At 75.3% G+C, this 20,855-nt stretch carries 22 protein-coding genes; 10 read left to right on the plus strand and 12 right to left on the minus strand.

The window, feature by feature from the left end; all coding sequences use genetic code 11:
* The first annotated feature begins 20 nt into the window (after positions 1 to 20).
* From TPA0908_RS05485 to TPA0908_RS05495, 3 genes are all read left to right on the plus strand, one after another.
* The gene (locus tag TPA0908_RS05485) at positions 21 to 473 is read left to right on the plus strand and encodes a GNAT family N-acetyltransferase (protein ID WP_281935253.1); all 453 of its coding nucleotides are present in this window, start codon (positions 21 to 23) and stop codon (positions 471 to 473) included.
* Positions 474 to 554: 81 nt separating this feature from the next.
* Complete coding sequence (locus TPA0908_RS05490) at positions 555 to 824, plus strand: hypothetical protein (RefSeq protein WP_281935255.1); 270 nt, start codon at positions 555 to 557, stop codon at positions 822 to 824.
* 6 nt (positions 825 to 830) lie between these two features.
* A complete protein-coding gene (locus tag TPA0908_RS05495; protein WP_281935257.1) occupies positions 831 to 1,091 on the plus strand; it encodes a hypothetical protein in 261 nt (86 codons plus the stop codon).
* Between the two features lie 23 nt (positions 1,092 to 1,114).
* Here TPA0908_RS05495 and TPA0908_RS05500 read toward each other — a convergent pair whose 3' ends face one another.
* The 6 genes from TPA0908_RS05500 to TPA0908_RS05525 form a co-directional block, all read right to left on the minus strand.
* Entirely contained in the window at positions 1,115 to 1,468 is a 354-nt protein-coding gene (locus tag TPA0908_RS05500) for a type II toxin-antitoxin system RelE family toxin (protein ID WP_281935259.1), read from the minus strand.
* On the minus strand, positions 1,465 to 1,932 hold the full coding sequence (locus TPA0908_RS05505) for a hypothetical protein (protein ID WP_281935261.1): 468 nt from the start codon (positions 1,930 to 1,932) through the stop codon (positions 1,465 to 1,467). The genes TPA0908_RS05500 and TPA0908_RS05505 overlap by 4 nt, the downstream gene beginning before the upstream one ends.
* Positions 1,933 to 1,983: 51 nt before the next feature.
* Entirely contained in the window at positions 1,984 to 2,697 is a 714-nt protein-coding gene (locus TPA0908_RS05510) for an ABC transporter ATP-binding protein (RefSeq protein WP_281935263.1), read from the minus strand.
* Positions 2,694 to 3,728: an ABC transporter ATP-binding protein gene (locus TPA0908_RS05515; RefSeq protein WP_281935265.1), complete on the minus strand. Its 1,035-nt coding sequence runs from the start codon at positions 3,726 to 3,728 to the stop codon at positions 2,694 to 2,696. The genes TPA0908_RS05510 and TPA0908_RS05515 overlap by 4 nt, the downstream gene beginning before the upstream one ends.
* 1 nt (position 3,729) lies before the next feature.
* A complete protein-coding gene (locus TPA0908_RS05520) occupies positions 3,730 to 6,441 on the minus strand; it encodes an FtsX-like permease family protein (protein WP_281935267.1) in 2,712 nt (903 codons plus the stop codon).
* A 291-nt stretch (positions 6,442 to 6,732) separates the two neighbouring features.
* Complete coding sequence (locus tag TPA0908_RS05525; protein ID WP_281935269.1) at positions 6,733 to 9,918, minus strand: ABC transporter permease; 3,186 nt, start codon at positions 9,916 to 9,918, stop codon at positions 6,733 to 6,735.
* 284 nt (positions 9,919 to 10,202) lie between these two features.
* On the opposite strand from TPA0908_RS05525, the gene TPA0908_RS05530 reads away from it, so the two are divergent.
* The gene (locus tag TPA0908_RS05530) at positions 10,203 to 11,036 is read left to right on the plus strand and encodes a hypothetical protein (RefSeq protein ID WP_281935271.1); all 834 of its coding nucleotides are present in this window, start codon (positions 10,203 to 10,205) and stop codon (positions 11,034 to 11,036) included.
* A gap of 22 nt (positions 11,037 to 11,058) precedes the next feature.
* On the opposite strand, the gene ligD is transcribed toward TPA0908_RS05530, so the two are convergent.
* The gene (ligD, locus tag TPA0908_RS05535; protein ID WP_281935272.1) at positions 11,059 to 12,090 is read right to left on the minus strand and encodes a non-homologous end-joining DNA ligase; all 1,032 of its coding nucleotides are present in this window, start codon (positions 12,088 to 12,090) and stop codon (positions 11,059 to 11,061) included.
* A 47-nt stretch (positions 12,091 to 12,137) separates the two neighbouring features.
* Between ligD and msrB the strand changes: the two genes are divergently transcribed.
* Positions 12,138 to 12,548: a peptide-methionine (R)-S-oxide reductase MsrB gene (gene msrB / locus TPA0908_RS05540; protein ID WP_107159259.1), complete on the plus strand. Its 411-nt coding sequence runs from the start codon at positions 12,138 to 12,140 to the stop codon at positions 12,546 to 12,548.
* A 10-nt stretch (positions 12,549 to 12,558) separates the two neighbouring features.
* Here msrB and TPA0908_RS05545 read toward each other — a convergent pair whose 3' ends face one another.
* The gene (locus TPA0908_RS05545; RefSeq protein WP_281935274.1) at positions 12,559 to 12,834 is read right to left on the minus strand and encodes an isoamylase early set domain-containing protein; all 276 of its coding nucleotides are present in this window, start codon (positions 12,832 to 12,834) and stop codon (positions 12,559 to 12,561) included.
* Positions 12,835 to 12,986: 152 nt separating this feature from the next.
* Here TPA0908_RS05545 and TPA0908_RS05550 point away from each other — a divergent pair, with 152 nt between their 5' ends.
* The 4 genes from TPA0908_RS05550 (at position 12,987) to TPA0908_RS05565 (ending at position 15,725) form a co-directional block, all read left to right on the plus strand.
* A complete protein-coding gene (locus TPA0908_RS05550) occupies positions 12,987 to 13,247 on the plus strand; it encodes a Prokaryotic metallothionein (protein WP_107159255.1) in 261 nt (86 codons plus the stop codon).
* 70 nt (positions 13,248 to 13,317) lie between these two features.
* Positions 13,318 to 13,995: a hypothetical protein gene (locus tag TPA0908_RS05555; protein WP_281935275.1), complete on the plus strand. Its 678-nt coding sequence runs from the start codon at positions 13,318 to 13,320 to the stop codon at positions 13,993 to 13,995.
* A 62-nt stretch (positions 13,996 to 14,057) separates the two neighbouring features.
* On the plus strand, positions 14,058 to 14,498 hold the full coding sequence (locus TPA0908_RS05560; RefSeq protein ID WP_281935277.1) for a GNAT family N-acetyltransferase: 441 nt from the start codon (positions 14,058 to 14,060) through the stop codon (positions 14,496 to 14,498).
* Between the two features lie 111 nt (positions 14,499 to 14,609).
* Complete coding sequence (locus TPA0908_RS05565; RefSeq protein ID WP_281935279.1) at positions 14,610 to 15,725, plus strand: lytic polysaccharide monooxygenase auxiliary activity family 9 protein; 1,116 nt, start codon at positions 14,610 to 14,612, stop codon at positions 15,723 to 15,725.
* 96 nt (positions 15,726 to 15,821) lie between these two features.
* Here TPA0908_RS05565 and hemQ read toward each other — a convergent pair whose 3' ends face one another.
* The 3 genes from hemQ to hemE are packed head-to-tail and all read right to left on the minus strand — an operon-like array spanning position 15,822 to position 19,029.
* Positions 15,822 to 16,523, minus strand: a complete 702-nt coding sequence (gene hemQ / locus TPA0908_RS05570; RefSeq protein ID WP_281935281.1) for a hydrogen peroxide-dependent heme synthase — start codon at positions 16,521 to 16,523, stop codon at positions 15,822 to 15,824.
* Positions 16,520 to 17,929, minus strand: coding sequence for a protoporphyrinogen oxidase (hemG, locus tag TPA0908_RS05575; RefSeq protein ID WP_281935282.1), 1,410 nt, complete (start codon positions 17,927 to 17,929; stop codon positions 16,520 to 16,522). Before hemG ends, hemQ begins: the two co-directional genes overlap by 4 nt.
* 8 nt (positions 17,930 to 17,937) lie before the next feature.
* Positions 17,938 to 19,029 (minus strand): uroporphyrinogen decarboxylase, encoded by a 1,092-nt coding sequence (gene hemE / locus TPA0908_RS05580; protein ID WP_281935283.1) that lies wholly within the window; start codon positions 19,027 to 19,029, stop codon positions 17,938 to 17,940.
* Positions 19,030 to 19,212: 183 nt separating this feature from the next.
* Here hemE and TPA0908_RS05585 point away from each other — a divergent pair, with 183 nt between their 5' ends.
* Positions 19,213 to 19,785: a DUF3000 domain-containing protein gene (locus TPA0908_RS05585; protein ID WP_281935285.1), complete on the plus strand. Its 573-nt coding sequence runs from the start codon at positions 19,213 to 19,215 to the stop codon at positions 19,783 to 19,785.
* Positions 19,786 to 19,882: 97 nt separating this feature from the next.
* On the opposite strand, the gene TPA0908_RS05590 is transcribed toward TPA0908_RS05585, so the two are convergent.
* Positions 19,883 to 20,758, minus strand: coding sequence for a hypothetical protein (locus TPA0908_RS05590; protein WP_281935287.1), 876 nt, complete (start codon positions 20,756 to 20,758; stop codon positions 19,883 to 19,885).
* Positions 20,759 to 20,855: the final 97 nt, after the last annotated feature.

Raw genomic sequence — 20,855 nt, forward strand, 5'->3', positions numbered from 1 at the left:
CGTTGTGCCAGGCTGGTCGGATGACCGAGGTGATCTTCCGGGAGGCGGTCCGCGCCGACCTGCCCGACGTGCTGGCCCTGCTCGCCGACGACGTGCTGGGCCGCACCCGCGACCGGCCCGACGTCGACGCGGCGTACGAGCGGGCGTTCGCCGACCTGGCCGCCGACTCGCGCAACCACCTGATCGTCGCCGACGACGGTGGTGAGCTGGTCGGCTGCTTCCAGCTCACGTACATCCCGGGGTTGGGCCGGCACGGCGCGGAGCGTGCGCTGATCGAATCCGTGCGGGTCCGCTCCGACCGGCGCGGCCGGGGGTTGGGCCGGACGATGATGCGCTGGGCGATCGACCGGGCCCGCGAGCGGGGCTGCGCGCTGGTGCAGCTCACCACCGACAAGCGGCGCGCCGACGCCCACCGCTTCTACCGCGACCTGGGCTTCGTGGCCAGCCACGAGGGGATGAAGCTGGCGCTGTAGGGGGTCCGGCTCCCGCCTGCGGGGGAGGCCGCGCGGCCGGCCGGTGACCAGGCTGGGGGCATCCACCGCTGAGGAGGTCCGATGCCCGCCGACACGCTGTCCCCGCCTGCCGTCCACCCCCACGACGGCCGCCCGCCGCCACGGTGGGCGGTCCGCGCCGCCCACCTGATCCCGCTCGTCGTGCTCCCGTCCGGGTTGTGGCGGATCGCGCTGGTGGCCGGCCTGCCGATCGGCGCCGTGGTGGCCGGCGTCCCGATCCGGCCCGGGTTCGGCGAGAGCGTCTACATCGTCGCGCTCAGCCTCGTCTCGGAGGGGTTGGCGCTCCTCGCGCTGGGCCTGGTCCGCCCGTAGGGCGAGGTGTTCCCCCACCGGCTCCCGTGGATCGGTGGCCGGCGGGTGCCGCCGCCGTTCGCGGTCGCCGCCGCCACCGCCGGCGCCGTCGTGCTCACCGTGATCTGGGGGTACGCGATGTGGGGCGCGCTGGTGCACGGCAACGACCTGGGGTTGCCGACCGGTGGTTTCGCGCTCCTGGCCGGCTGCTACGCCCCGCTGGTGCTCTGGGGCCCGCTGCTGCTGGCCGTCACCTGGGCCTACCACCGCCGCCGATCGGGCGGGTAGGTCAGGCTCGCACCGGACGGCTGCTAGTCGGTGGCCCTAGGGTGCCCGGTGCCGGCATGTCTGATCCAGCAGGTGCGGGTGTCGTGATCGACCAGATACCAGATGCGACCACCGGCGGTGACCTCGTACTGCCATTGCGGCAGCGTCTCGTGGCGGTGCACGCCGACGGCGAGGGCGCCTTTGAGAGGGTGCTGGCGGCTGGTCGGTGGCGCAGGGCAGGGGTCAGCTTCGATGGCGTCGAATGCGGCGCGTGTGTTGGCCGCCGCTTGGCGGCACAGTTCCTCCCAGCCCTTGGCCGCGTCGTTGGTGGCGAATCGCAGGGCGTAGCCGCCAGGGCGGGGCGGTGGCGCGGCCCGATCGCCTCGCTTCGCGCTCACTCGCCGGTGGGGCGCGTGACCGGCCCGAAGTCGTCGTCGCTCGGCGTGGTCAGGACCCGGTGCAGGTCGGGGTCGCCATGAACCTCGGCGGTGTGCCGCCACTCGGTGAGCAGCTGAGACAGCGCGGCGGTGTTGCCCACCGCGGCGGCGGCCTCCGCCGTGGCGATGAACTCGTCGGCCATCTGATGGGCATCCTCCGTGGGCAGGAATCGCACCCAAGGCAGCACGGTGGGCAGCGCCTCACGTACCAGACCAGGGTCACGGCGGACCAGGCTGGCCAGCAGCCGGGCGGTCAGGTCTACCACCTCACCCTCGGCAGCCGCACGGTCGGCGGACATCAGCACCAGGTCGGCGGCGTCTCGGCGACGCAACCGCAGCGCGCGGGCGCGGGACAACCGCTCGGCCGTTTCCGCCGGCTGACGCAGCAGTTCGGAGAACGGCACGGACTCCAACGGCATGGACATGACATCAACACTACTTCAGAAGTAGGAGAGACTGCTAGCGAACGGCGCGGGTCAGTCGGTGAGCAGGTGGCCGTCGCGCAGGACCAGGGTTCGGTCGGCCAGCTCGATCAACGCCGGATCGTGCGTGGCGACCAGCGCGGTCATGCCCCGGGCGTGCACCACGGCACGGATCAGGTCCATGATCGAACGCCCGGTCTCGGAGTCGAGCTGACCGGTCGGCTCGTCGGCGATGAGCAGGTCCGGCTCGTTCGCCAACGCCCGGGCCACCGCCACCCGCTGCTGCTGGCCGCCGGACAACTCGTACGGGCGCTGCGCCGCGTGCGCGCCCAGCCCGACCAGTTCCAGCAGCACCGCCACCCGCTGCTCCCGCTCCGCCGCCGGCACCTTGGCCAGCCGCAGCGGCACCCCGACGTTCTCCGCCGCGGACAGGATCGGCACCAGACCGAACGTCTGGAAGACGAAACCGACGGTGCCCCGGCGCAGCGCCAGCAGTTCCCGCTCCCCCGCCGACGTCACGTCGTGCCCGGCCACCTCGATCCGGCCGGCGTCCGGCCGGTCCAGACCACCGATCAGGTTCAGCAGCGTGGTCTTGCCGGCCCCGGACCGGCCGCGCACGGCGACCAGCTCCCCCCGGCCGGCGGTGAGCGAGACGTCCCGTACGGCGTGCACGGCGTGCTCCCCCCGGCCGAAGGTACGGCTCACCCCCTCGACCCGGACCACGTCCTCGACCGGCGTCGCCGGCAGCACCACAGCCTGGTCGGTCATCGCTCGTTCTCCTCGGCGTACGTCCGGTCGCCGGGGCGGACCTCGACGTGGTCGGGTTCCAGGTCCAGCCGGACCCGGTCGCGCAGGGCCAGCGCCTCCACGAACGGCGCCGGCAACTGCATCCGGCCGGTCCGGTCGAGCACCGCGTACTCCTCGCTGACCAGCTCGGTGCCGCCGTCGGCGGTGACCCGCGCGGTCCGGCGTACCTCGGAGGCGGTCCGGCCGTCGCGGATGGCGACGGTCCGGCGGACCTGGCCGGACACGGCGTGGTCGTGGGTGACCACGACGATGGTCACCCCCAGCTCGGCGTTGATGGTGCGCAGCGCGGCGAAGACCTCCGCGCCGGTCGCCTCGTCCAGCTCGCCGGTCGGCTCGTCGGCGAAGAGGATCTCCGGGTCGTTGGCCACCGCCACGGCCACCGCGCACCGCTGCTGCTCGCCGCCGCTCATCTGACCCGGCCGACGGTCCGCGCAGTAGCCGACCCCGACCAGGTCGAGCAGCCGGCGGGCCCGCTCCCGCCGGCCCCGCCGGCCGCCGGGCCGCCGGGCCAGCCGCATCGGCAACTCCACGTTCTCCACCGCGGTCAGGTACGGCAGCAGGTTGCGGCCGGTCTGCTGCCAGATGAAGCCGACCATCTCCCGCCGGTACGCCAGCCGCTTCCGGTTGGAGAGGGCGAGCAGGTCGTACTCGGCGACCCGGGCGATACCGGCGGTCGGGGTGTCCAACCCGGACAGGATGTTGAGCAGGGTGGACTTGCCGGAGCCGGAGGCGCCCACGATCGCGACCAGCTCGCCGCGGTCGATGACCAGGTCGAGGCCCTGGAGTGCGACCACCTCGACGCCCTCGGTCTTGAAGATGCGCACCAGCCCGTCGCAGACGATGTGCCCGCGCAGCCGGTCCCGTCCGCCGGCCCGTTCGGCGGCGCGCTCCGCGGCACGCTGTTGCAGGGCGGCCAGGTCCGGCACGGCCATCGGCGGTCCGGGATCGTGGCGCGGCGCCGGACGCGCCGAGCCGGAGGCGGTCGCGGTCATCTCAGCTCTCCTCTCCGAGCCGCAGCACCTCACCGAGGCGCATCCGGCGGTTGTTCACGGCCTCCACGGTGATCGCGAAGCCGAGGGCCAGCAGGGCCAGGGCGGACACCCCGGCCACCAGGCCGGGTTCGAACGCCGGACGCACGGTCACCCCGCCGGTGAACGCGGGCAGTCCGAGCACCGGGGTGAGCAGCAGCGGCAGCAGCGCGCCGACCACCGCCCCGGTGAGCACCGACACCAGCACCAGCGGCGTCAGCTCGACCAGCAACAGGCCGCGCCACTGCCGTCGGGACAGGCCCATGGTGCGCAGCCGGGACAGCACCTGCCCCCGGGACCGCGCGCCGGCGAGCACCGCGAACGCGAGCCCGAGCAGGCCCAGCACCGCGCCGCCGCCGGCGCCGAGCACGAACCCGAACACCAGCAACCCGTTCACGCCGCTGCCGCCCAGCTCGGCGCGGACGTCGGCGCGGGTGGTCACCTGCGGCGGGCGGGCCCGGTCCCCGTTCTCCACCGTTCCGATCCGCAGGTAGCGGCGCTGCCCCTCGGTCGCCACCCGGTTCACCTCGGCCCGGTCCACGCCGGGCCCGGCCAGCACGAAGCCGGTGGGGGCGAGCGGGTGCGGGGCGTCCGCCGGCAGGCTCGGCCAGGGCAGCACCACGAACCGGGTCGCCTCGCGGTCGACGAGCGCGAACCCGTCGACGGTGGCGGCGACGCGCAGCGGCAGCCGGTTGCCCTGCACGTCCAGCCAGGCGGGACGGCGTCCCTCGGCGTCCGCCAGCCCCGCCCCGGCCAGCTCCGCGGCGACCGTCGGGGACACCAACGCCGGCAGTGGGGTGCTGCCGCCGCCGAGCAGCGGGCCGGGCACGCGCACGGGTACGCCGGCGCGTCGGGCCACCTCGGCGAACCGGTCGCCGTCGACCATCAGCACCCGCAGCTCCCGGATCGGGGCCGGCCGGCCGGCCCGGTCGAGGTACGGGCGCTGGGCCCGCACGGTCAGCAGCGGGGCCACCGCGCGGACGCCGGGCAGCGCGGCCAACTCACCGGCGGTGTCCGGCGCGAACCGCTCGCCGTCGACCAGCAGGTCGCCGGGGACGGCGCGGGCGGCGGCGGTGTCCCGGCCGGCCTCGATGCCGGTGGCCACCACCCCGCAGAACGCGGCGGTGGCGACCGCCAGCACCACCACGACCAGCGGTCCGGTGCTGGCGGCCCGGCCGGCGCGGGCGGTGCCGAGGAACGCGACGCTGCCGCGCGCCCGCGCCGTCACGCGGCTGAGCAGCCGCAACGGCCATGGGTACGCGCGCAGCGCCAGCACCGCCGCGGCCACCGCCAGCAGCACCGGCACGGAGACCAGCAGCGGATCCACCGATCCCGGCGTGAGCCCTCGCCGACGCAGCAGGAACGCCCCGAGCACGGCGACCCCGAGCACCGCCACCTCGACGGTCAGCCGCAGCGCCGGCGACCGGCCACCGAGGTCGGCGCGGCCGGCGACCCGACGGCCCACCGCGAGCGCCGCCAGCGGCGGAAGCAGGGTGGCCAGCACCGCGGCGACCAGTACCCACCGCGCCGACGCGCCGGCGCCGGGCAGCAGGCCGGCGAGCAGCCAGCCGATTCCGGCCGCCGCCGGCAGCACCAGGGCGGACTCGGCCAGGCCGCGACGCAGCACGTCGCCGGTCGAGCCGCCGCGTGCCCGGATCAGGTGGAACTCGGCCCGGCGGCGACGCGCGGCGAGCCGGGCGGCCAGCAGGGCGAGCCCGGCCAGCGTGGCGAGCAGGCCGGCGGCGATGACCGCCAGCAGCGTACGGGCGGCGGCGAGCGAGGCGGCGAAGCGGCGCAGCGGAACGTCCACGCCCTGGGTCAGCGTGACCGAGGCGGGCCGGGTCCGCTCCAGCCCGTCGATGCCGGCGATCAGCGCGTCGAGCCGGCCGGCGGCGAGCCGGTCCGGGGCGATCCGGTACCGCCAACCGAAGCTCACCGGCCATCCGACCGCGGCGGCGGCATCCACCCCGGCGTCGGCCGTGTAGGCGACCGCCACGAACGGGTCGCCGTCGCCCTCGGGCGGGGTGAGCCGCAGCATCGACGGCAGCGCGTCCCAGACGCCGTTGCCGGGGTCGTTCGGCCGCCACACGCCGACCAGCTCGATCGGGCGGGACTCGAGCGGGGCGCCGCTCGGGTCGAGCAGCGACAGGCGGAACCGGTCGCCGGGCCTGACGCCCAGTCCGGTGGCCACCGCTTCCGCGAGTGCCACCTCGATCGCGCCGGCCTCGGTGACGCCGCGTTCCGGCCACCGCCCGCCGGCCAGCGTGGCCGCCTCGCGCAGCCCGGTGCCGCCGCGCAGGACGAGGTCGATCAGCCCCTTGTCGGTGGAGAGCGTCGGGCCGCGCAGCCGACCCGGCACGGCCTGCGTGACGTACCAGCGTTGCCCGACGACGTCCCGGACCGCGTCCGGCATCCGGTCCTCGATCGCGGCGAGCTGGGGCGCCTGCGCGGCGACCTGGTCGCCGGTCGTGAACGTGGTCGGCGCGGTGGCGTACGTGACGTCGCGCCGGGCCGCCGGCTGCCCGGCCACGTACTCGGTGAGCCCCTGGCCGGTGAGCCGGTCGGCGACCCGCGGCACGCCGGTGATCAGCAGCGCGGTCACCGCGGTCAGCACGGCGAGCAGCAGGAACTGCCCCCCGTACGCCCGGACCCGCCCGGCGGCGCCTGGCAGCCTCATCGGTGCTCACCTTCATTCGCGACTGCGGGACTCCGCTGCGCTGCGTTCCTCGCGCTCATCGGTGCTCACCTTCATTCGCGACTGCGGGACTCCGCTGCGCTGCGTTCCTCGCGCTCATCGGTGCTCACCTTCATTCGCGACTGCGGGACTCCGCTGCGCTGCGTTCCTCGCGCTCATCGGTGCTCACCTTCATTCGCGACTGCGGGACTCCGCTGCGCTGCGTTCCTCGCGCTCATCGGTGCTCACCTTCATTCGCGACTGCGGGACTCCGCTGCGCTGCGTTCCTCGCGCTCATTGCTCCCCCCCGATCCGGAGCTGCACGGCGGCGATCCGCTGGCGGATGCCGGTGGTGACGACGGCGGCGAACGCGAGCGCGGCGAGCAGCAGACCGGCGGCGGTCAGCCCGACCGGCGGCCAGGGCACCGTGAAGACCGCCTCGGGCACCGGCCGGCCGGCCGCCGGGGTGAGGATCACCAGCGGCACCATGGTCGCCGCCACCACGGCTCCGACCAGCAGCCCGACGCCGACCCCGATCGCGGCCAGGAACGTCTGCTCGGCCAGGTACGCGCGGGCCAGCAACCGGCTGGTCGCGCCGAGCGTGGTGAACACGGCGAACTCGGTGAGCCGGCGTCGGGTGGTGGCCCACCCGTCCACGGCCAGGCCGACCAGGGCCAGCAGCACCGACCCGAGCGCGGCGGCGAGCAGCCCGGTGCGGGCCCCCCGCCAGTACGGGTCCCGGGCGGCCTCCTCGGCCACCTGTCGCCGGTCGTGCAGGACGGCGCCGTCGGCCCCGGTGAGCGCCCGCGCGGCGGCGGTGTGCCCGCCCGGCCCGGTCCGCAGCCACCACTCGGCCACCGACCGTACGCCGCCGCGCTGCTGGAGCATCTGGCCGGCGGCGGCGGGCAGGTCGAGGAGCACCCCGTCGCCCTCGGTGCCGGGGACCGCGGCGACCTGACCGACCACTGTGACGTCAAGCGTCACCTCGGCCAGCGACAGTTTGAGCGAGTCACCGGTGCGGACGCTCAGCGCCGCCGCCACGCCCGGGGTGATCAGCACCGGCACCGGCGGGGCGTCGGACCCGGGCACCACCGCGAAACGGGACGGCGGCGTGCCCGCGTACTGGAGGAGCCCGTCGGGCACCCGGAAGCTCCGGGTGGCGTCCACGCTGGTCGGGGTGGCCTGCGCGCCGCCCTGCGGCCCGGCCGCCGGATCGACCACCCGCCAGGCGCCGGTGAGGGGCAGCGGCAGCGCGACGCCCCCGGCGTCGGTGAGCCGCAGCCCCGCCACCAGCAGCCGGTAGGAGCGGCCGACCACGTCGCCGCCGTCGGCTTCGAAGCCGACCAGCCGCAGCGGCACGCCACCGGTGTCGGGCAACGCGACGGAGAAGCGCACCGGCCGGCCGTCGCCGTCGGCCTCGGCCAGCCGCAGTCGCCAGGCGGCACCGGCGTCGGTGGTGAACAGCGCCGTCACGGCCACCGTGGGTGGCGTGTACCTGGTGTCGACCGGGGTGCGGACGGTCCCGGACAGCGTGCGCGCCGCCGCCGGCAGGAGGGTCCCGGCGGGCGTGCCCCGGCCGCCCGCCAGCCGGTCCAGCAGCGCGGCGGTGGACGCCCCGCCGTCGGCGTCGTCGAGCCGGAGCATCCCGCGCGCGGCGGCGGCGTCCAACGCGACCGCGGTGGCCGGGCGGGCCTCCCGACCGACCCGGATGTCGTCGCGCCAGGCCGGCAGCACCCGGTCCAGCCCGGGGGCGGCGGCCAGCGCGGCGGCCCGGCCGTCGGGGGCGGTGCCGTCGCGTTCGGTCAACCGCAGGTCGGTGCCGACCGTGTGCCAGGCCTGGTCCCGCTGCGACCGCTCCCAGGAGGCCACCAGCGACCAGGCCAGCGTGCTGCCGCCGACGGCGAGCGCGAGCAGCAGCACCGGCCCGGCGTGCGGGCGGCGGCCCGCCTGCCACATGCCGAACATGGTCGCGTTCCACGGTCGCCGGTCGACGAGCCGTTCGGCGAGCCGGGTGGCCGGCGGCAGCAGCCGCAGCGCGATCACGGCGCCGGCCAGCACACCGATGGTGGGCGCGGCGGCGAGCAGCGGGTCGATGCCGAGGCTGCCGTTCGCGCCGGCCAGCGGCGACGAATACTGCCGCAGCTGGGTCCAGGCGAGCACGGCCAGCGCCACCAGGGCCAGGTCGACGCTGGCGCGTTGCACGGCCGCACCCCGACTCGGCCGGGAGCGGGCGGCCATGTCGGCGACGTAGGTGCCGGCCCGGCGCAGGGCCGGCACCACCATGGCGAGCAGGCAACCGACCGCGGCGGCGAGCGCCACCAGCCAGACCCGGGCGGCCCCGCCGTCGGCCAGCCCCAGGTCCGCGCCGAGGTGCCGGACCGCCTGCCCGGTCAGCACCGGGGCCAGCAGCACGGCCGGCGCCACCACGAGCGTCGCCTCGCGTACGGCGAGCCCGGCGAGCTGGCCACGCGCGGCGCCCCGGGCCCGCAGCAGCGCGGTCTGGGCCCGCCGGTCCTCGTTGAGCAGCGCGGCGACCAGCACCAGCGCGTACCCGCCGAGCACCACGATCAGCAGCAGCGGGGTGAGCAGGGCGGACCGGCCCACCAGGTCGGCCCGGCCGAGCCGGTCCACCAGCCGGTCCAGGTGGCTGACCTGCTGCGCGGAGGAACCCAGGCCGGTGGCCGTGGGCAGCCGCTCGGTGACGTCGGCCAGCGCGGCGGTGACGGCTGGCAGCCGGCCCGGCTCGACGCCGGTCAGGTCCGGGACGGCCAGCCAGGCCGCCGAGACCGAGCCCGGGAAGGTACGCGCGAAGTCCGCCGGATCCAGCGCGAACGGCCCGTACGAGGTGCTCGCCGCGTCGCCCTGACTGTCGCCGACACCCGGGGCGAGCCGCCAGTACGCGTCGGCCGCGTCGCGGGGCCGCCACGTGCCGACGACGGTCACCGCGCCGGGCCGTTCCGCCGCCCGGTCGAACAGCGGCACCCGCTCCCCGACCACCAGGCCGAGCCGCGCGGCCACCTTCTCCGGCACGGTCACCTGCAACGGATCGGCGCCAGGCGTGGGCCACGTCCCGGCGGTCAGCTCGGCGCGCGCCGGCAGGCCGTCAAGGGTGGCGAGGTTGGCGAACATCGGGTCGTCGTCGGTGCGGGCGGCGCCCACGTCACCGGTCAACTCCCGCCCGGTGCCGTAACGGGCGGCGGCCACGGTGACCGGCACCCCGCCCAACCGGCCGGCGAACTGCGCCCGGACCGCGCGGTCCCGCCCCGCGAACGCCGCCGCGTCGGCGCCGCCGGAGCCGCTGACCAGCAGGCTGCGCTCCTCGGGCGGGGCGGCGTCGAGCACCGCCCGAGCGCCCGCCTCGACCGCCCGCCGGTTGTAGTCGGAGAGCCCGGTGACCAGCCCGACCGCGACGAGCGCCGCGACCGCGGCGGCGAGCAGCAGCCCGCGGGCCTCGACCGCCCGCCTCCACACCAGCTTCATCCGACGTCCTTCCCTGGCCCGGGTGAGCCGATGACCAGGAAGACCCGCCACCCCCACGAAAAGGTTCGCGCCCGTTACATGATCGTTACCCCAACCCCACCCCGCCCCGCCCGCCCCGCCCGCCCCGCCCGCCCGCCTCCGCCTCGTCGATCTTGGAGTTGTGGTGCCATGGAATGCGTTTCATGCGGCTTTTGCGAGGTGCCACAACTCCTAGATCGACGAGGCGGGGGCGGGGTTGTCCACAGGGGCGGACGGGGAGACGGGAGGCGCGGGAGGGTGGCGGGGTGTGGCGGTACGAGGAGTTGCGGGCCGGCGGGGTGAGCCGCGGGGCGGTGCGGCACCGCGTGGAGTCGGGGCGTCTGGGCCGGCTGTCGAGGGGTGTCTACGGACGTGCGGACGACGAGACGGGCCGGCTGCGGGCGCTCTTCCGCCGGTTGCCGCCCGACGCCGTGGCGGGGTTTCACACCGGTGCCCGGCTGCACCGCTTCGGTGCCGTGTCCGGCGACAAGGTGCACGTGGTCGTTCCGGCCGGTGGCCCGGTGCCGAGCATCCGGGGCGTGGCCGTTCATCAGACCGTTCTGCCGGTCAGGGACGTGGTGGAGGTCGCCGGGGTGCCGTGCGCGCCGGCCGCCCGCTGCGCCGTCGACCTGGCCCGGGTGCTCCGTCGGCCGGACGCGCTTCCGGTGCTGGACCTGTGCCTACGGGTGGGCGCGTGCCGCCGGGCGGACCTCTTGGCGGAGGTGACCCGGCACGCCGGGCTGCGCGGGGTACGCCAGGCCGGCCGGCTGGCCGAGCTGGCCGACCCGCGTGCGGAGTGCCGGCAGGAGAGCCAGCTACGCCTGCTGCTGATCGACGCCGGGTTACCCGCGCCGGAGCCGCAGCTCTGGGTGCCGGACGAGGAGGGCGTGCCGGTGTACCGGCTCGACCTGGGTTACCGCCGGCAGCGCGTCGGCGTGGAGTACGACGGCCGCTCCCACCTCGACCCCGACCGCCTGCACCACGACCGCTCCCGGCTGAACTGGCTGGCCGAGCACGGCTGGCGTATCCGGATCTACACCGCCGCCGATCTCTACCGCCGCCCGAACCACATCCGGAGGTCCGTCCGGGCGCTCCTCTGAATGCTGGGCGGGGACGGGGTGGTCAGGACGGTTTCGGGCGGTCGCGGTCCTTGGAGGGCTGGACCCGCTTCGGCTCGCCGGGCATCTTCGGGTATTCCGGCGGGTACGGCAGGTCACCGAGACCGTCGGCGGCGTCCCGCTCGGCCCACTCCAGCAGCGGCGTGATGTCCCACGGGGCGTCGTCGATGCCGGCGTGCGGGTCACCCCGCTCGGCGAACCGCGCCGGCACCGTGCCCAGGTGGAAGTCGTCCGGGTCGACCCCGGGCAGCTCGTCCCAGTCGACCGGGGTGGAGACGGTGGCCCGCCCGTTGGCCCGCAGTGAGTACGCGCACGCGATGGTGCGGTCCCGCGCCATCTGGTTGAAGTCGACGAAGACCCGGCGGCCCCGCTCCTCCTTCCACCAGGCGGTGGTGACCAACTCGGGCCGACGCCGTTCCAGCTCCCGGGCCAGCGCGATGGTGGCCCGGCGCACCTCGACGAACGTCCAGCGTGGCTGGATGCGCAGGTAGACGTGCACGCCCCGACCGCCGGAGGTCTTCGGCCAGCCCGGCACGCCCAGCTCGTCCAGCAGCCCGCGCAGCTCACCGGCGGCGGTCGCCGCGTCGGCGAAGTCGGTGCCGGGCTGCGGGTCGAGGTCGATGCGCAGCTCGTCGGGACGGTCGGTGTCGGCGGCGCGCACCGGCCAGGGATGGAAGACCACGGTGCCCATCTGCGCCGCCCAGGCCACGTGGGCCAGGTCGGCCGGGCACAGCTCCTGGGCCGTCCGGCCGCTGGGGAAGCTGATCTCCGCGGTGCGGATCCACGGGGGTACGCCGCGCGCGGGCACCCGCTTCTGGAAGAACATCTCCCCCTCGATGCCCTCGGGGAAGCGTTGCAGGGTGGTGGGCCGGTCCCGCAGGGCCCGGGTGATGCCCTCGCCCACCGCCAGGTAGTAGTGGAAGACGTCCGCCTTGGTGAAGCCGCGCTGCGGGAAGATCACCCGATCCGGGCTGCTCAGCCGCACGGCCCGGCCGGCGACCTCGATCTCCTCGACCGCGCTTCTGCTGCCCGCCATCAGGCGACCATATGCGATGCCACCGACAGTCGACGTACCGTGGAGCGGTGAGTCTTTCCGACAATGAACTGCCCCGCACCGAGGACGAGTGGCGGGTCCGGTTGAGCCCGGCGGAGTTCCGGGTGCTCCGCGAGGCCGGCACCGAGGCGCCCTGGACCGGTGAGTACGTCGACACCAAGACCCCCGGCGTCTACCACTGCCGGGCCTGCGGGGCCGAGTTGTTCCGCAGCGACGACAAGTTCGATTCGCACTGCGGCTGGCCCAGCTTCGACGACGCCATTCCCGGCGCGGTCAAGGAGATCCCGGACAACACGCTCGGCATGCGGCGGGTGGAGATCCGCTGCGCGCGCTGCGACAGCCACCTGGGGCACGTCTTCGAGGGCGAGGGCTTCACCCCGAAGGACACCCGGCACTGCGTCAACTCGATCTCGGTACGGCTGGAGCCGAGCGGCGGCTGACCGCGCGGCCCTACAGGCGCAGCAGGCTGCCGGCCTCGTCGACCCGGTCGGCGCTGTCGTCGTCCAGCCACACGCCGCCGGTGGCGAGGTAGCGGAAGCGGTACTCACCCGGGCCGAGCCGTACGGTCACGGTCCGGGTGCCGTCCCGGCGCGGCACCAGCTCGTGCCGGCCGGGCTCCCAGCCGTTGAAGCAGCCGACCACGCTCACCGTGCCGGCCGGCGCGTCGCGGGGCAGGGAGAACGTCACCCGGGTCTGGTTGCCGAAGAGCTTGTTGCGTTTGATCACGGTTCCTCCTGATTCTCGCCGTCCACCCGGTCAACGCGCGACACGCCGGCTGCGACACGCCGTCGGGGCCGCCCCGGGTTCGCCGTTCCGGTCGCTCCGGCGCGTCCGTTGCCCGACCCTGGGAGCACAAGTCCGTTTTCGGGGGGTTTCATATGGCTGCCTGCGAGGTCTGCGGCAACGACTACTGGATGGCGTTCGAGGTGCGCACGGTGGACGGGGCCCGACACACGTTCGACTGCTTCGAGTGCGCGGTGCACAAGATGGCACCGATCTGCGAACACTGTCAGATCAAGATCGTCGGACACGGCGTCGAGGTCTCCGGCCGCTTCTTCTGCTGCGCCCACTGCGCCCGCGCGGTCGAGGGCGACCAGGGCGCCGAGATCCGCGACGCGGTCGGCGCCCGCCCCGCCTGACCGGACGGCCGATCCGGGAGCCGGGCGTCCGCCACGCCGCCCCGTGTCGATCGACCGCTAGCATCCTCCGGTGAACCGACGGATGATCGCCGCGACGGCGATCCTCGTGACGCTGGCCGGCTGCGCCCCGACCCCCGCTCCGAGCGGGCCGACCGGCGCCGCACCGGCTCTCGCCGCACCGGCGCCCACCGACGGCGGCATCGCCCTCGCACTGCGGGACCGGCATGCCGCCACCGGCAGCCTCGCCGGCCTGGCCGAGAAGCCCGACCACGCCAGCGAGCGGCTCGACTCGGACGGGATCGCCTGCGGCCGGCCGCTGCCGCTGCTCGACCGGAGGTTGGTGGCCTCCACCCGGGTCTTCGGCACACCGAAGGGCGCTCCGCCGGAGGAGTTCGTCGAGCTGGCCCAGGAGACCGTGGTCTACCCGGACGCGACGGTGGCCGCCGACGCCGTACGCCGGATCTTCGAGGTGCTGGCGGCGTGCGACCGCGACGAGGAGGCCGGGCAGGTGACCGCCGGGCACTCCGCCGTCGACCTGCCCGCCGGGGTGGGCGTGTCGGGCCGCGCGGTCGCCGCCACCATGACGCTGCCCGACGGCACCCGTTTCCCGCACCGCTACGGCTGTCTGCACCGGGGGCGGGTGACCCAGTGCGTGGGGGTGTGGACCCGCTCGGCCGCCGCCACCGCGACGTGGTTCGACCGGGCCGCCGTCGCCACCGGCGCCGGCCTGCGGGCGGCGGCGCGCTGACCGTCCGCCCGGCGGGTCGGACCGGCGTGGATCACCCGCGGACCGCGGCCTAACCTGGCGGCATGTCCGTCGAGCTCCACCAGGCCGGCTTCGCCGAGCTGGACACCCGCACGTTCCACGACCTGCTCCGGCTGCGCATCGACGTGTTCGTGGTGGAGCAGTCCTGCGCGTACCCGGAACTGGACGGTCGGGACGTCGAGCCCGGCACACGCCATCTCTGGCTGGCCCGCGACGGCGTCGTCGTGGCGTACCTGCGGATCCTGGCCGACCCCGACGGCGTGGCACGGATCGGCCGGGTGGTGGTGGCGCCGACGGCCCGGGGCGCGGGCCTGGCCGGCGCGCTGCTGACCGAGGCGCTGGCCGTGGTGGGTGACCGGCCGTGCGTGCTGGAGGCACAGACGCACCTGGTGGGTCTCTACGCCGGCCACGGCTTCACGGTGAGCGGGCCCGGCTACGTCGAGGACGGCATCCCGCACACCCCGATGCGTCGGAATCCCAACTAATTGACGCCTGTCGTTTTCTGTGGCAGCGTGCGGGTCGAGCCGCCACGCGGGAGAGGGCAACTCCCCGACAGTCCGGGCGTCGTGCACCGACACCCACCCCGGAGGCTTCCCATGTCCACTCCGTACCGTCGCCGCATACCGCTCGGCGCGGCGATCCTCGGCGTCTGCGCGGTCGTCGCGGCGCTGCTCACCACCGCGTTCTCCGGCCCGGCCTCGGCGCACGGGTCGGTGGTCGACCCGGCCTCGCGGAACTACGGCTGCTGGCAGCGCTGGGGCAGCGACTTCCAGAACCCGGCGATGGCCACCCAGGACCCGATGTGCTGGCAGGCCTGGCAGTCCGACCCGGCCGCCATGTGGAACTGGAACGGCCTGTTCCGCGAGGGCGTCGCCGGCAACCACCAGGGCGCGATCCCGGACGGCCAGCTGTGCAGCGGCGGGCGCACCTCCAACGGCCGCTACAACTCGCTCGACACGGTCGGCGCCTGGAAGACCACGCCGATCTCCAACAACTTCCGGATCAAGCTGTACGACCAGGCCAGCCACGGCGCCGACTACATCCGGGTGTACGTGACCAAGCAGGGCTTCAACGCGCTGAACTCGCCGCTGCGCTGGAGCGACCTGGAGCAGGTCGGCCAGATCGGCAACACGCCGGCCAGCCAGTGGACGCCCGAGACGTCGGGCGTGTCGATCCAGGTGCCGGCGAACGCGCCGGGCCGGACCGGCCGGCACATCGTCTACACGATCTGGCAGGCCAGCCACCTGGACCAGTCCTACTACCTGTGCAGCGACGTCGACTTCGGCGGCAGCGGCCCGTCGCCGACCGCGTCCCCCACCACCTCGCCGACCGCGTCGCCGACGACCAGCCCGACCACGTCGCCGACCGCCACCCCCACCGGTGGACCGACGACGCCGAACCCGGCCGGGGGCTGCACCGCGACCTACCAGATCACCGGTCAGTGGGGCGGCGGCTTCCAGGCCGAGGTGAAGGTCACCAACGGTGGCGGTGCGATCCGCGGCTGGTCGGTGAGCTGGAACTACCAGAACGGCCAGCAGGTCACCTCGGCGTGGAACGCCACGGTCACCACGAGCGGAACGCTTGTCACCGCACGCAACGTGGCCTACAACGGCGCGCTCGCCCCGGGGGCCAGCACCTCGTTCGGCTTCACCGGCTCGTCGAGCGGGACCAACCCGGTGCCCGGCATCCTCTCCTGCACGACGACCGCCTGACCGCCAGCCGGTAGGCAAGGAGGGGCCCCCTTTTGACACTCCGGTGTGAGAGGGGGCCCCTTCTCTACCGCAGGCGTTGAAAGGGGGCCCCTCCTTTCACACCAGGCAGGTGACGATGTCGGCGACGGGGCGGCGGCGGCCGGTGTAGAACGGGATCTCCTCGCGGACGTGCCGCCGGGCCCGGGACGCCCGCAGGTCGCGCATCAGGTCGACGATGCGGTGCAGCTCGTCGGCCTCGAACGCCAGCATCCACTCGTAGTCGCCGAGCGCGAACGAGGCGACCGTGTTGGCCCGCACGTCCGGGTAGCCGCGGGCCATCTTCCCGTGCTCGGCCAGCAGCTCCCGCCGCTCCCCCTCGGGCAGCAGGTACCACTCGTACGAGCGGACGAACGGGTAGACGCAGAGGTAGGCGCGCGGCTGCTCGTCGGCCAGGAACGCCGGGATGTGGCTGCGGTTGAACTCCGCCGGCCGGTGCAGCGCCATCTGCGACCAGACCGGGGTGAGCGCCCGACCCAGCGTGGTACGGCGGAACCGCAGGTACGCGTCCTGGAGCGCGTCGCTCGACGACGAGTGCCACCAGATCATCAGGTCGGCGTCGGCGCGCAGCCCGGCCACGTCGTACGTGCCCCGGACCGTGACGTCCTTGCCGGCCAGCTCCGTGAAGAGCGACTCGACCTCGTCGACGACGTTCTCCCGCAGCGACGGCAGCGGACTCGACGCCCGGTACACCGACCACATGGTGTAGCGGATGGTCTCGTTCAGCTCCCGCAGCCGGGCCGCGTTGGTCTGCTCGGTCATGTCGCCGATCCTCCCAGTGCTGTGATGATCTCTTCGGCCGCCGTCTCGCCGGAGCGGACGCAGACCGGAATGCCGACCCCGTCGTAGCCGGCCCCGGCCAGCGTCAGCGTCGGGTGCGCGGCGCGCAACGCCGTCCGTGCCCCGGCCACCCGGCCGGTGTGCCCGGGCGGGTACTGCGGCAGCGCGCCGCCCCACCGCTGCACGTGCCGGGCCACCGGGTCGGGCAGCGTCGTGCCCAGCGCCGCCGACAGCTCCCGGCGTACGGTGGCGGCCAGGTCGTCGTCGGTGAGCTGGAGCGAGGTCTCGTCGCCGTAGCGGCCGACCGAGGCGCGCACCAGCGCCAACCCGTCGGGCCGGCGCAGGTGCCCCCACTTGGTGGTGAAGAACGTGGCCGCCTTGATCAGCAGGCCCTCGCCGGCCGGCACCAGGAACCCGGACAGCTCCGGCAGCTCCGGCGCGGGCAGCGCGAGCGTGACCAGCGCGACGCTGGCGTAGTCGAGCGCGCCGACGGTCGCCGCCACCCCGGGCGCCTCGCCGGCCAGCAGCCGGGCCGCCGGCCGGGCCGGCACCGCCAGCAGCACCGCGTCGACCTCGACATGTTCGGCTTCGCGGGTCGGGCCGACGGTGAGTCGCCAGCCGTCCGGGGTGCGCCGCAGCTCCCGCACCGCCGCGTCCCGGCGGATCGTCGCCCCGCTGGCCCGCGCCGCCGCCTCGACCAGCGTGCTCAGCCCGCCGGCCAGGGTGCCGAAGACCGGGGCGCCGGGCGCGCGCGGCGCGGCGGCCTGCGCGGCGCGTACCGCACCGACCAGCGTGTGCTCCCGACGGGCCGCGCGGGCCAGCGCCGGCATCGTGGTGACCAGGGAGAGGTCGTCGGCGCGGCCGGCGTACACGCCGCCGAGCATCGGGTCGACCAGCCGGTCCACCACGGCGTCGCCGAGCCGCTCCCGGACCAGCCGACCGACCGCGAGGTCCTCGCCGGGGGCCAGCAGCGGGCGGCCCGCGTCCCGGTCGGCGTCCGCCGCCGGCCGGGCCACCGCCGCCACCTTCGCCAGATCCCCGGGTACGCCGACGAGCGTGCCGCCCGGCACCGGGCGCAGCCCGCCGTCGACAAGCAGGGCGGCCTGCCCGACGGTCGGGTGCACGAGCTGCGCGGCCAGGTCGAGGCGACGCGCGAGGGCCACCGCTGCCGACTCCCCGCCGGCCGGGTCGCGCATCAGGAACGACTCGGCCCCGAACTCGACCGGCCCGCCGGCCAGCTCACCGGTACGCAGTTTGCCGCCGAGCCGGCCGGACTGCTCGTACACGGTGATCTCGGTGCCGGCGGGGGCGCGGTCGCGCAACCGGACGGCGGCGGCCAGCCCGGTGATCCCGCCACCGACGATCGCCACCCGCCACGGCCGCGCCACGGCTCCCCCTAGCGGGCCGGTCGCGCGGACAGCTCGTGCACCAGCGCGACCACCCGGGTCAGCACGTCGGGGTCGGTCTCCGGCAGGACACCGTGGCCGAGGTTGAACACGTGGCCGGGCGCGGCGCGGCCCTGCTCGACGATGCGCCGCACCTCGGCCTCGACCACCGGCCAGGGTGCGAGCAGCACGGTCGGGTCGAGGTTGCCCTGCACCGCCTTGTCCGGCCCGATCCGGCCGGTGGCGACGTCCAGCGGCGTACGCCAGTCGACGCCGACCACGTCGGCGCCGGCCTCGCCCATCGCGGCGAGCAGCTCGCCGGTGCCCACCCCGAAGTGGATGCGCGGCACGCCGGCGCTTTCCAGACCGCCCAGCACGTACGCCGAGTGGGGCAGCACGAAGCGGCGGTAGTCGGCCTCGGAGAGCGCGCCGGCCCACGAGTCGAAGAGCTGCACCGCGGAGACGCCCGCCTCGATCTGCACCCGCAGGAACGACAGCGTCACGTCGGCCAGCCGGGCGCAGAGCGTGTGCCACAGGTCGGGGTCGCCGTACATCAGCGCCTTGGTCTTCGCGTGGGTCCGCGACGGGCCGCCCTCGACCAGGTAGCTGGCCAGCGTGAACGGCGCGCCGGCGAAGCCGATCAGCGGGGTGTCGCCCAGCTCGGCGACGAGCAGCCGGACCGCCTCGTCCACGTAGGACACCTCGTCGCGGCCGATCGGGGTGATCCGCTCCACGTCGGCGGCGGTGCGCACCGGTTCGGCCACCACCGGCCCGGTTCCGGGCACGATGTCCAGGTCGATCCCGGCCGCCGCCACCGGCACCACGATGTCGCTGAACAGGATCGCCGCGTCCACCCCGTGCCGGCGGACCGGCTGGAGGGTGATCTCGGTGACCAGCTCGGGGCGGCGGCACGACTCCAGCATCGGCACGCTGGCCCGGATCTCGCGGTACTCCGGCAGGGACCGGCCGGCCTGGCGCATGAACCAGACCGGGGTGTGCGGGACCGGCTCGCGCCGGCAGGCGCGCACGAACGGCGAGTCGGCCGGCCCGCCGCGGCGGGGTTCTCCGTCTCGGGCGGCAGTGCCCGTGGTGTCGGTGGTCATCGCCGCAATCGTGCCACGCCCCCCGCCCACCCTCACGCCCCCGCCCCCACATGTGACGTGAAAGGAGGGGCCCCCTGTTAACGCCTCCGGTAGAGGCGGGCGCCCCGCTCAACACCGAGGCGCCCGCGACGCGCCCGGCGCGGCGTCACCCACCGCGCGGCGGAGGCGGCATAGGCTGCCGGCATGGCCCCCCCGATCGCGCTCCCGGAAACGTTCGCCCGCGCGGTCGCGGGACTGCGGTCGGCCACACCCCGGCCGGAGATCCTGCTGGAGGAGGTCGGCGCTCCGCAGCGGCTGGCCCCGTACGCGTTCGCCCTCTCCGCGGCGGTCATGCGCGACGACGACGAGATCGCCAGTGGCCGGCTGATCCTGCTGCACGACCCGGCCGGGCACGAGGCCTGGCAGGGCACGCTGCGCCTGGTCACGTACGTCACCGCCGAGCTGGAGGTCGACCTGGCCAGCGACCCGCTGCTGCCCGGGGTGGGCTGGGCCTGGCTGACCGACGCGCTGGACGCGCAGGGCGCCGGGCACCGGGCGATCGGCGGCACGGTCACCCAGACGCTCTCCACCCGGTTCGGGGAGCTGGCCGGGCCGCCCGCCGCCGGCGACATCGAGATCCGCGCCTCCTGGACGCCGCTCCGCGCCGACCTGGGGCCGCACCTGCTCGGCTGGTGCACGTTGCTGGCCTCGACGGCCGGTCTGCCCCCACCCGGGGTAACCGCGCTGCCCACCCGCCGCTCCGCCGGCGCCGCCTGACCCGGGCCCTTCGGCCAGCCCTGTCGACCATGAAGTTGGCGGCCGCTGTGGAGATCCAGCCGGCCGCCAACTTCATGATCGATCAGGTGGGTGGGGCTCAGAGGTAGTTCTCGGCCTCGTCGCAGATCTTGTCGAGCCCCTTGTTGGCCGCCTCGAAGCCCGCCTTGTCGCCACGAGACGCCGCGGTGATGGCGGTGGTCAGCTTGTTCAGGCAGTTCGCGATGACCTTCTTCTGCCGGGCCTGCTCGTCCCGGTCGTTCTTGGTGCCGGTCAGGTCCTGCTCGGTGTCGGCCAGCCGCTCCTGAACCGCCTTGACCTCACCCTTGAGCTTCTCGATCTCCCGCTGGTTCGCCGAGATGGTGCCGTCACGCTGACTGACCTGCCGCTCGGCGCTGGTCAGCTTGCCGTTGGTGGTGACGTAGAGACCGGTCATCACGCCGCCGAGGACGAGGAGCAGCCCGGCGACGAGGGCGAGGACCAGCGTGGTCCGGCCCCGGCCACCGCCGGCCGGCGTACCCGTCGGCGTGCCGTAACCGGCCGGGCCGTACGGGGGCGCGGCGCCGGGCGGACCGGACATCGGCTGGGGGCCGAACCCGGGCCCGGCGACCGGCGGCCCGGACATCGGCTGCGGGCCGAAGCCGGGCCCGGAGACGGGCGGCGCCGACATCGGCTGCGGGGGGTAGCCGGCGCCGGAGACCGGCGGCGCGGACATCGGCTGCGCCGGGACGGAGGCGGCGCCGGGCGCGTAGGCACCTGGGGCGGGACCACCCGCGCCGTACGCGCCGGAACCGTACGCGCCCGGGCCGGAACCGTGGTCGCCGGGGCCGGACACGGGCGGCTGGGGCCGGGTGGGGTCGGGGTGCGCCGGGCCGTACGGCGGGGGCGAGGGCTGGCTCCCGTACGGGTTGCCGTAGACCGTGCCGCCCGGCGGCTGGGGCGGGTGGCCCTCCGCTCCGGTGGGTGGCTGGGACATGTCGTTCCTCCAGTTGTGCTGGTCCCCGCGGGGTGGCCCGGTGGGCCGGGGTCGAGGGGGCGTGGTCGGGGCCACACCCGCACGGCGCGCCGCGCTG

The sequence above is a fragment of the Micromonospora sp. AKA38 genome (genome assembly GCF_027925725.1).
GTDB lineage: Bacteria > Actinomycetota > Actinomycetes > Mycobacteriales > Micromonosporaceae > Micromonospora.